Origin of the sequence: Streptomyces azureus (assembly GCF_001270025.1) — a bacterium.
Taxonomy (GTDB): domain Bacteria; phylum Actinomycetota; class Actinomycetes; order Streptomycetales; family Streptomycetaceae; genus Streptomyces; species Streptomyces azureus.
In genome coordinates this window covers 19,698-28,497 of the sequence record NZ_DF968265.1, presented here as the reverse complement: position 1 = coordinate 28,497, position 8,800 = coordinate 19,698, and the positions used below count along the sequence as shown (strand labels likewise).

The following is an 8,800-nucleotide window of genomic DNA, read 5'->3' as shown; positions in this document are numbered from 1 at the left end:
GGTGTAGGGATTGACATTGTCGTCGGGCGGCAGCGTCGCCGGGTCGAAGACCGCGGGGCCGGCGCCCGGGGTTCCGTACGTGCTCACAGCTTCTCCTCCGACGCCTGGACGTACACCGCACCGCTGCCGCTGAGCTCCAGCTGGAACGCCTCGCCCGAGCCGCGGCCCACCATGTCCCGCCAGCCCAGGGCGGTGGACAGCTTGTTGCGGACGTCGCCGTGATGGGCCACGTAGGCCTGCGGGTCCACGTGCACCGGCCGCTGGGGCGTGACCGGGATCTCGATCACTCCGCCATGGGCCATGACCGCGACGGCCCCGTGCCCCTTGAGCGTGGTCGTGAACAACCCCTGGCCGCTGACCTGTCCGCGCACCATGCCCATGACGCCGCCCTGCGAGCCCAGGAACATCGTGCCCTGCTGGAGCGTGCCCTCGAAGGCCAGCAGGCGGTCCGCCTCGACGTACAACGTGTCGCCGGCCAGCTGGATCACCTGGACGTGGTGGCCGCCGTGCCCGAAGAGGACGGTGCCGCTGCCCTCGACCGTCATCAGGGGTGTGTCCTCGTCGGCGACCCGGCGGCCGATCATCGACATGAGCCCGCCCTGGCCGCCGGCCGTGTTGGGCGTGAAGGACACCTCGCCCTGGTACGCGAGCATCGCGCCGCGCTGGCTGAACAGCTTCTGGCCCGGCGCGACGGTCGCCTCGACCATCTTCGCGTTGATCTCCCGGAAGGCCATGTCACACGTCTCCCGCGATCGTGTTCCGCTCGCTCGGCTGCACGTACACCAGCCCGTCCCCCTCGAACCGCATCTGGAAGGCCTCGCCGCCGCCCTCCCCGAGCAGCGTGCGGAACGTCACACCGGACTGGAAGGACTGCCGGAGATTCCCCTGGTGCGCCACGTACGCCCCCGGGTCGACGGTCAGCGGGTACTGCGGGCTGACGCGCAGCACCACCGCCGGGCCGTCCGACATGATCGCCGCCTGGCCGTGGCCCTCGACGGTCGTCGTGAACAGCCCGTTGCCCTGCGAGGCGCCGCGCAGGCCGGTGAACTCCGTCCCCGTGCGCAGCCCGCCGTCGGTCGCGAGCAGGTTGCTCGACTCCACGTAGAGCTTGTCGCCCTGGATCCCGACCAGGTTGATCTCGGAGGCACGGTCCGCGAACCAGCAGGTCCCCCGCCCCTTCACCTCCATCAAGGTCATCTGCTCACCGGTCAGCCGCCGGGTCACCATGCCCCGTATGCCCTCGCCGCCGCCGCTGAGCTTCTTGAAGGCCATCTCGCCGTCGTACGCCACCATCGAGCCGTTCTTCGCCTTCACGGCGTCTCCGGTCATGTCGACGGCGAGCACCTTGCTGCTCTGAAGTCGGAACATCGCCACGTACGTGAAGGTAGCCGCAGGTCGGGCGCTACGGACAGGGCCTGTGGATGGAGAACGACCCTGACCGCACCCCTAGGGGCCGGGGTCCGCGGCGGTTTGCCACAATGGGCGGGACGCTTGTGCGTGCGTTCACAAACCGTCAGACCGTACAGACAGTTCAGATCGTTCAGACCGCCGCGATCGTTCAGACCGCCGCGTCTCTCCCACCGAAGGTGACCCGTGGACCTCAAGACCGCCACCGCCATCCGCCGCCTCCGCCTGGTCTCGGCCCCCGAGGCGATCTCCTTCCTCCTCCTGCTGGTCTGCTCGGTGCTGAAGCGGACCACGGACTTCAATGCCGTGCCGGTGATGGGCATGGTGCACGGTGTCCTGTTCATCCTGTACGTGATCTTCTGGGCCGATGCGTGGAACCGGACGAAGTGGGAGGTGAAGACCGCCGCGCTGTACTTCGTGCTGTCGGTGCTGCCGGCCGGCGGGTTCTTCGCCGAGCGCAAGCTGCGGCGTGAGGCCGAGGACGCGGTCATCGCGTCCCGGGCGCGCCAGGAAGGGGCGGTGAAGGCGTGATCGTCGCCTTTTCCGTGACGCCGCTGGGCGTCGGCGAGGACGTGGGGGAGTACGTCGCCGAGGCCGTCCGCGTGGTGCGCGAGTCGGGCCTGCCCCACCGGACCGACGCGATGTTCACCTCGATCGAGGGCGAGTGGGACGAGGTCATGGACGTCGTCAAGCGCGCCGTCGCCGCGGTCGAGCAGCGGGCTCCGCGTGTGTCCCTGGTCCTCAAGGCGGACATCCGCCCCGGAGTGACGGACGGGCTCACCTCCAAGGTGGAGACGGTGGAGCGGCACCTCGCCGAGTAGACCGCAAGGACCACAGCCCCGGCTCGTGACGAGCCGGGGCTTTTCTGTGTCATGGCGAGGCCCGGATCACTGCCGAGCGGCGCGACCCGTGCACCGGGCAGTTCCCTCTGATGACTCGTGCGGCTCGCGGAGTCCGACGCACCGACCCACGATGAGGGCTCAGGGCCGACCGCCGTCCCGCTGCCGGACACGGCGGCCGCCGTCTGCCCAGCGAAGGAAGGGCCTGCCGGTGAACACTTCGACGTATACGTCCCAGTCGGCGTTCGACGGCTCGAGGCTGCGCGTCATCCTCCTCGTCGATCTCCACGAAGGCGCCCAGCAACGGTTCCTCGACGCGTACGAGCACATGCGCAGCCGGGTCGCGTCGGTTCCCGGTCACCTCGGTGACCAACTGTGCCAGTCCGTGGAGAACCCGTCCCAGTGGCTCATCACAAGCGAATGGGCGACTGCACCGCCGTATCTCGCCTGGGTGAACAGTGAGGAGCACCTCGAGACCGTCAGGCCCATGCAGGACTGCATCCGGGACATCCGGTCGATGCGTTACAACGTCATCCGTGAGACCGGACGTGACCTCCCGCCCACCGCCGGGACCGCCGGCGAGGTCCAGGCGCCGGTGCGGGTGGGCGACGGAGTGACGCGCCATGCGCTGACGTTCACCGTCAAGCCCGGCTCCGAGTCGAAGGTCGCGGACATCCTCGCCGGATACGCGCCGCCCCAGGCCCGGGCCGACGACTCCACACGACTGCGCCGCACGACGCTGTTCATGCACGGCAACCGAGTCGTACGCACCGTCGAGGTGGAGGGCGATCTGCAGACGGCACTGCGCCACGTCTCACGTCAGCCGGAGGTGCGGGCCGTCGAGGAAGCCCTCAATCCGCACCTGGAACAGAGCAGGGACCTGGCCGACCCCGCGTCGGCACGGGCCTTCTTCATCCGCGCGGCCATGCCGGCCGTGCACCATGTGGCGCGTGGCGGACCGGAACCGGACGGTCTGCGGCGTCACGCCCTGTACTACCCGGCCCGTGAGGGCTGCGGGATGGCGCTGGCACGGCTGCTCGCCCAGCAGGACGAGACCGCCGTGGCCGACCCCGCCGGGCCCGTGCACCGCAGCACCGTTTTCCACCGGGACGACCTGGTCGTCCGGCTCATCGACACGCGGGATCCCGAGACCGATCCCGTCAGGGCGCTCGGACTATACGGCACGCGGAAGGCGGCCGTGCTGGCCCGCCTGCTCGACGGCGCCGCACTCGGCGTCGAAGGGCCGCTCTCGAGCGACCGGGACGCCACCCGCCTCCTGGCGCACACCGACATGACGCTGATCACCGATCGCAGGGCTGCCCAGTCCTGACAGTCCATGGACGACACCGCCCTGGACAACACCCCACAGACTGATCTGGAGACGGACCATGCACAAGACGCGCCCGCGCATCGTGGACCTCAGCGAGACCGAGCCCAACCGCAAGCGTGGCGGCGACCTGCGCACCCTGCTCACGCCCCTCACGGTGGGTTCCACGAGCGGGTTCATGGGCCTGGCCATCATGCAGCCGGGTGAACGCATCAGCGAGCACTACCACCCGTATTCGGAGGAGTTCGTCTACGTCGTCCAGGGCGAGCTGGAAGTCGACCTGGACGACGTGACACACCCGATCCGCGCCGACCAGGGCCTCATGGTCCCCATCGGCATGCGGCACCGCTTCCGCAACGTCGGTGACGTGGAGGCCCGGATGGTCTTCCACCTGGGTCCGCTGGCTCCGAAGCCGAGCATGGGCCACGTCGACACGGAGGCCGTGGAGGGGAACGCGAGCGGCGAAACGTACCCGGCCGTGCAGGGGGACGGCGCGCAGCCCGAACGCCGCGGGGTGCCCTCGTGACCCGGCGGGTGGCGGTCACCGGCATCGGCGTCGTCGCCCCGGGCGGCATCGGGGTGCCGGCCTTCTGGGACCTCCTCTCAGGCGGCCGTACCGCGACGCGCGGCATCACACTGTTCGATCCCGAGGGGCTGCGTTCACGTATCGCGGCCGAGTGCGACTTCGACCCCCTCGCGCACGGGCTCGCTCCCGACCTGGTCGAACGCGCCGACCGGTACATACAGTTCGCCCTCGTCGCCGCCGCGGAGGCGGTGGCCGACTGCGGCATCGAGTTCGGCGCCGAGGACCCGTGGCGGGTGGCCGTCTCGCTCGGCAGCGCCGTGGGCGGCACGACCCGCCTGGAGCGCGACTACGTCCTGGTCAGCGAGCGAGGGCAACGCTGGGACGTCGACCACCGCGCCGCCGGCCCCCAGCTGCACCGGGCGTTCTCGCCCAGCACCCTGGCGTCCGACATCGCCGAGTACTTCGGCGCCCAGGGGCCGGTGCAGACCGTGTCGACCGGCTGCACCTCCGGACTCGACGCGGTGGGCTACGGCTTCCACACGATCGAGGAAGGCCGCGCCGACATCTGCATCGCCGGAGCGTCCGACTCCCCGATCTCCCCGATCACCATGGCCTGCTTCGACGCCATCAGGGCGACATCGCCGAACAACGACGACCCGGCGCACGCCTCCCGGCCCTTCGACGCCCACCGCGACGGATTCGTCATGGGAGAGGGCTCCGCCGTGCTGGTCCTGGAGGAGCTCGAACACGCCCGTGCCCGCGGCGCGCACGTCTACTGCGAGATCGGCGGCTACGCCACCTTCGGCAACGCGTACCACATGACCGGGCTGACCAGCGAGGGGCTGGAGATGGCCAGGGCCATCGACTCCGCGCTCGGACAGGCCCGTCTGGATCCCACACTCATCGACTACGTCAACGCGCACGGCTCGGGCACCCGCCAGAACGACCGTCACGAGACCGCCGCGGTCAAGCGGTCCCTGGGCGCCCACGCCTACGACACGCCCATGAGTTCGATCAAGTCCATGGTGGGCCACTCGCTCGGTGCGATCGGCGCGATCGAGGTCGTCGCCTGCGTGCTGGCCCTGGCCCACCAGGTGGTCCCGCCGACGGCGAACTACGAGACCCCGGACCCCGAGTGCGACCTGGACTACGTACCGCGCACCGCACGACCGCGCAAGCTCGCCAACGTGCTGTCCGTGGGCAGCGGCTTCGGCGGGTTCCAGTCCGCGGTGCTCCTGACGGGGCCGGCCGGGAGGAAACGATGAGTGCTCAGCCGAACCGCCGCACCGCCGTCACGGGGATCGGTGTGGTCGCGCCCAACGGACTGCAGACGGAGACCTACTGGAAGTCCGTCAAGGAGGGCCTGTCCGTACTCGACCGGATCACCCGGGAGGGATGCGGGCACCTTCCGCTCCGGGTCGCCGGCGAGGTCCGGGGATTCGACCCCACGGCGCTCATCGAGGAGACCTTCCTCGTCCAGACCGACCGCTTCAGCCACTTCGCGATGGCCGCCGCCAGTGCCGCCCTGAAGGACGCGGGACTGAGCGATGCCGCCGCCGACTGCCCGTACTCCGTCGGTGTGGTCACCGCTGCCGGATCCGGTGGCGGTGAGTTCGGCCAGCGGGAGCTGCAGAAGCTGTGGGGACAGGGGTCCCGTTTCGTCGGTCCCTACCAGTCCATCGCCTGGTTCTACGCGGCCAGCACGGGCCAGATGTCGATCCGCAGCGGCTTCAAGGGCCCCTGCGGCGTGGTCGCGAGCGACGAGGCCGGCGGCCTGGACGCCGTCGCACACGCCGCCCGGACCGTGGGGCGGGGAACCGACGTGGTCGTGGTCGGGGCGGCCGAAGCGCCACTGGCTCCGTACTCGATGGTCTGCCAGCTCGGATACCCGGAACTCAGCACGGAAGCGGACCCGGCGCGTGCCTATCGCCCCTTCACCTCCGCGGCCTGCGGCTTCGTCCCGGCCGAGGGCGGTGCCGTGCTGGTCGTCGAGGAGCTGGACCGCGCACGCCGACGTGACGCGGACGTCCGCGCCACTGTGGCGGGCCATGCGGCCACGTTCACCGGCGCCTCGCGCTGGGACCGCTCACGGGAGGGACTCGCCCACGCCATCCGCGGTGCCCTCGACGAGGCCGGCTGCGCACCGCAGGAGATCGACGTGGTCTTCGCCGACGCGCTGGGTGTCCCGGAGGCGGACCGCGCCGAGGCCCTCGCCCTCGCCGATGCCCTCGGCCCGCACGGCACCCGTGTGCCCGTCACGGCCCCCAAGACCGGCATCGGGCGGTCCTACTGCGGGGCGCCCGTGCTGGACATCGCGGCCGCGGTGATGGCCATGGAGGAAGGGCGGATCCCGCCCACGCCCAACGTGTTCGACATCTGCCACGACATCGACCTGGTGACGTCGACGGCGCGCCCGGCCGAGCTGAGCACGGCCCTGGTCCTCAGCCGTGGACTCATGGGCTCCAACGCGGCGCTGGTACTGCGCCGCGATCCGGGACCAGACGCCCGGTGAAGCCCACATCACCCGCACGACAAGGAGAACGCACATGAACAGTGAAGTGACCCTCGAAGAGCTGGCCGCACTGATGAAGAAGGCCGCCGGCGTCACCGTCGACCCGCACGACCTCGAAGCCCGGGTGGACACCCCCTTCGCCGAGTTCGGGCTGGATTCGCTCGGCCTCCTCGGCATCGTGGGGGAGCTGGAGAACCGGCACGCCCGGGCGCTCCCCACCGACGCGGAGAAGTGCAAGACCCCCCGCGACTTCCTCGACCTCGTCAACAGCACGCTCACGGCAGGAGCCTGAGATGGCAGGGCACACCGAGAACGAGATCACCATCGCCGCACCCCTCGACCTCGTCTGGGACATGACCAACGACATCGAGAGATGGCCGCAGCTGTTCAGCGAGTACGCGGCCGCCGAGGTGCTGTCCCGGCAGGGCGACACGGTGACCTTCCGCCTGACCATGCACCCCGACGAGAACGGCAAGGTGTGGAGCTGGGTGTCGGAACGGACCACCGACCGCGACAAGCTCACCGTCACGGCACGCCGGGTCGAACCCGGTCCGTTCGAGTACATGAACATCCGGTGGGAGTACGAGGAGACCCCCGACGGCACCCGGATGCACTGGACCCAGGACTTCGCCATGAGGCCGGACGCGCCGGTCGACGACGCCGGGATGACGGACATCATCAACCGCAACTCGCCCGTCCAGATGGCCCTCATCCGCGACCGCATCGAGCAGGCCGCCGGCGAGCGGCGGACCTCACCCGTCACGCCCGCCTGAACGCCGCCGCGTAAGGAGACCTCATGCACCACGCCCTGATCGTCGCCCGGATGGCCCCGCATTCGGCTCCGGACATCGCCGAGGTCTTCGCGGCCTCCGACCGCGGCGACCTGCCCCGCCTCGTCGGGGTGACCCAGCGTTCCCTCTTCCAGTTCGGCGATGTGTACATGCACTTCATCGAGGCCGAGCAGGACCCGGGCCCCGCCATCGCGCGCGTGGCCGGGCACCCCGAGTTCCGCGACATCAGCAGCAAGCTCGAGGCGTACGTGAGCCCGTACGACCCGCAGACCTGGCGCGGTCCGAAGGACGCGATGGCGCAGTGCTTCTACCACTGGGAGAGAGATACGGCCCCGGCCACCCGGTGACGCCGACGAGAGAAGGCCGCCGCCCGTGAGGGCGGCGGCCTTCTCTCGTGCGTGCGGCCAGGAGCTAGGAGGAGCGGGCCAGTACCGGCAGCAGACGCATGGCGTTCTCCCGGTTGATGCCCCTGAGCTGTTCCGGCGAGAGGAAGGGGTCGCCGTCCAGGGCGGGTACCGCGATGTCGGCGACGACCTGTGCGGGGGTGGGCGGCCAGTCCGTGCCGAAGAGGACACGGCTGGGATCCACCGTGGCCAGCAGACTGGGCGTGGCGGAGGGAGACATGGGGCCCGCTGTGTCGAAGTAGAACCGGTGCAGGTAGTCACGGACCCTGCCCGGCTCGATCTCGGGGGTGAGGTGCCCGCCGAAGAGTTCGAGCCGAGTGGCCATGTACGGAAGGAAGCCTCCCCCATGGGGAAGGACGAAGCTGAGATTCGGATAGCGGTCCAGGGTGCCGTTGCGGATCAGGTTGATGGCCGCGCGTGTGGTGTCCATGAGGAAGTCGCACACGAAGGGCGGCATCCCCGGCAGTCCGGCACCGCCGTCCTTTCCGGCCGGCACTTCCATGGGGTGCGTGCTGACGACGGCGGACCGGTCGTTCAGCTCCTGCAGGAGGCGGTCGTGGGCGGCGTCACCGAGGTAGACACCGTCCATGCTCGTTCTCGTGCTCACCCCGACGGCCCCGAGTTCGTCGAGTCCGTAACGGAGGCTCCACTGCGAGAGTTCCAGGTCGTCCAGGAACACAGGAGTGAAGAAGGCGAAGCGCGCGGGATGGTCCTCGACGACATCGGCCGCCGCTCGCAGGGCGATCCGCGCGCTCTCCTGGCGCTCCGCCCGCTCGCGGAACCGTCCGAGCATCGCGACGGTCATGACAGCGGTGCTGATGCCCGTCTTGTCCATGACTTCCAGAGCCGCGTCCAGGTCCCAGCGTGTCCACCAGGGCAGCCTCTCGCGGTTGACGACACCGCGTTCTTCCGCCCAGTCCAGCCAGGCCGGCGCGGTGAAATGGTGGTGGACGTCCACTCGGCCCGCGACGGGGCCGTCTTCGAATGTCATCGG

Annotated in this window: 12 protein-coding genes; 9 read left to right on the top strand and 3 right to left on the bottom strand. The window is 70.0% G+C overall.

Annotation, left to right across the window (positions count from 1 at the left end):
* Positions 1-83 precede the first annotated feature (83 nt).
* Positions 84-734: an AIM24 family protein gene (locus AOQ53_RS16540; protein ID WP_059418092.1), complete on the bottom strand. Its 651-nt coding sequence runs from the start codon at positions 732-734 to the stop codon at positions 84-86.
* Position 735: 1 nt separating this feature from the next.
* On the bottom strand, positions 736-1,368 hold the full coding sequence (locus AOQ53_RS16535) for an AIM24 family protein (protein WP_059418090.1): 633 nt from the start codon (positions 1,366-1,368) through the stop codon (positions 736-738).
* Between the two features lie 225 nt (positions 1,369-1,593).
* On the opposite strand from AOQ53_RS16535, the gene AOQ53_RS16530 reads away from it, so the two are divergent.
* The 9 genes from AOQ53_RS16530 (at position 1,594) to AOQ53_RS16490 (ending at position 7,749) form a co-directional block, all read left to right on the top strand.
* Positions 1,594-1,938, top strand: a complete 345-nt coding sequence (locus AOQ53_RS16530) for a DUF3817 domain-containing protein (RefSeq protein ID WP_059418089.1) — start codon at positions 1,594-1,596, stop codon at positions 1,936-1,938.
* Entirely contained in the window at positions 1,935-2,228 is a 294-nt protein-coding gene (locus AOQ53_RS16525) for an MTH1187 family thiamine-binding protein (protein WP_059418088.1), read from the top strand. Before AOQ53_RS16530 ends, AOQ53_RS16525 begins: the two co-directional genes overlap by 4 nt.
* A 229-nt stretch (positions 2,229-2,457) precedes the next feature.
* Positions 2,458-3,576 (top strand): SchA/CurD-like domain-containing protein, encoded by a 1,119-nt coding sequence (locus AOQ53_RS16520; protein ID WP_059418087.1) that lies wholly within the window; start codon positions 2,458-2,460, stop codon positions 3,574-3,576.
* Between the two features lie 58 nt (positions 3,577-3,634).
* Positions 3,635-4,099: a cupin domain-containing protein gene (locus AOQ53_RS16515; RefSeq protein WP_059418085.1), complete on the top strand. Its 465-nt coding sequence runs from the start codon at positions 3,635-3,637 to the stop codon at positions 4,097-4,099.
* A complete protein-coding gene (locus AOQ53_RS16510; protein ID WP_059418084.1) occupies positions 4,096-5,364 on the top strand; it encodes a beta-ketoacyl-[acyl-carrier-protein] synthase family protein in 1,269 nt (422 codons plus the stop codon). The genes AOQ53_RS16515 and AOQ53_RS16510 overlap by 4 nt, the downstream gene beginning before the upstream one ends.
* Positions 5,361-6,611, top strand: coding sequence for a ketosynthase chain-length factor (locus tag AOQ53_RS16505; protein ID WP_059418083.1), 1,251 nt, complete (start codon positions 5,361-5,363; stop codon positions 6,609-6,611). Before AOQ53_RS16510 ends, AOQ53_RS16505 begins: the two co-directional genes overlap by 4 nt.
* A 34-nt stretch (positions 6,612-6,645) precedes the next feature.
* A complete protein-coding gene (locus tag AOQ53_RS16500) occupies positions 6,646-6,903 on the top strand; it encodes an acyl carrier protein (RefSeq protein WP_059418081.1) in 258 nt (85 codons plus the stop codon).
* Between the two features lies 1 nt (position 6,904).
* Positions 6,905-7,384: an SRPBCC family protein gene (locus AOQ53_RS16495; RefSeq protein ID WP_059418080.1), complete on the top strand. Its 480-nt coding sequence runs from the start codon at positions 6,905-6,907 to the stop codon at positions 7,382-7,384.
* A gap of 23 nt (positions 7,385-7,407) precedes the next feature.
* The gene (locus AOQ53_RS16490) at positions 7,408-7,749 is read left to right on the top strand and encodes a TcmI family type II polyketide cyclase (RefSeq protein ID WP_059418079.1); all 342 of its coding nucleotides are present in this window, start codon (positions 7,408-7,410) and stop codon (positions 7,747-7,749) included.
* Positions 7,750-7,813: 64 nt separating this feature from the next.
* On the opposite strand, the gene AOQ53_RS16485 is transcribed toward AOQ53_RS16490, so the two are convergent.
* On the bottom strand, positions 7,814-8,797 hold the full coding sequence (locus AOQ53_RS16485; RefSeq protein WP_059418077.1) for an amidohydrolase family protein: 984 nt from the start codon (positions 8,795-8,797) through the stop codon (positions 7,814-7,816).
* Positions 8,798-8,800: the final 3 nt, after the last annotated feature.

Coding starts and splice junctions, on each gene's coding strand:
- AOQ53_RS16540 (WP_059418092.1), bottom strand. CDS start 734: ATGGCCTTCCGGGAGATCAACGCGAAGATGGTCGAGGCGACCGTCGCG.
- AOQ53_RS16535 (WP_059418090.1), bottom strand. CDS start 1,368: ATGTTCCGACTTCAGAGCAGCAAGGTGCTCGCCGTCGACATGACCGGA.
- AOQ53_RS16515 (WP_059418085.1), top strand. CDS start 3,635: ATGCACAAGACGCGCCCGCGCATCGTGGACCTCAGCGAGACCGAGCCC.
- AOQ53_RS16505 (WP_059418083.1), top strand. CDS start 5,361: ATGAGTGCTCAGCCGAACCGCCGCACCGCCGTCACGGGGATCGGTGTG.
- AOQ53_RS16500 (WP_059418081.1), top strand. CDS start 6,646: ATGAACAGTGAAGTGACCCTCGAAGAGCTGGCCGCACTGATGAAGAAG.
- AOQ53_RS16495 (WP_059418080.1), top strand. CDS start 6,905: ATGGCAGGGCACACCGAGAACGAGATCACCATCGCCGCACCCCTCGAC.
- AOQ53_RS16490 (WP_059418079.1), top strand. CDS start 7,408: ATGCACCACGCCCTGATCGTCGCCCGGATGGCCCCGCATTCGGCTCCG.
- AOQ53_RS16485 (WP_059418077.1), bottom strand. CDS start 8,797: ATGACATTCGAAGACGGCCCCGTCGCGGGCCGAGTGGACGTCCACCAC.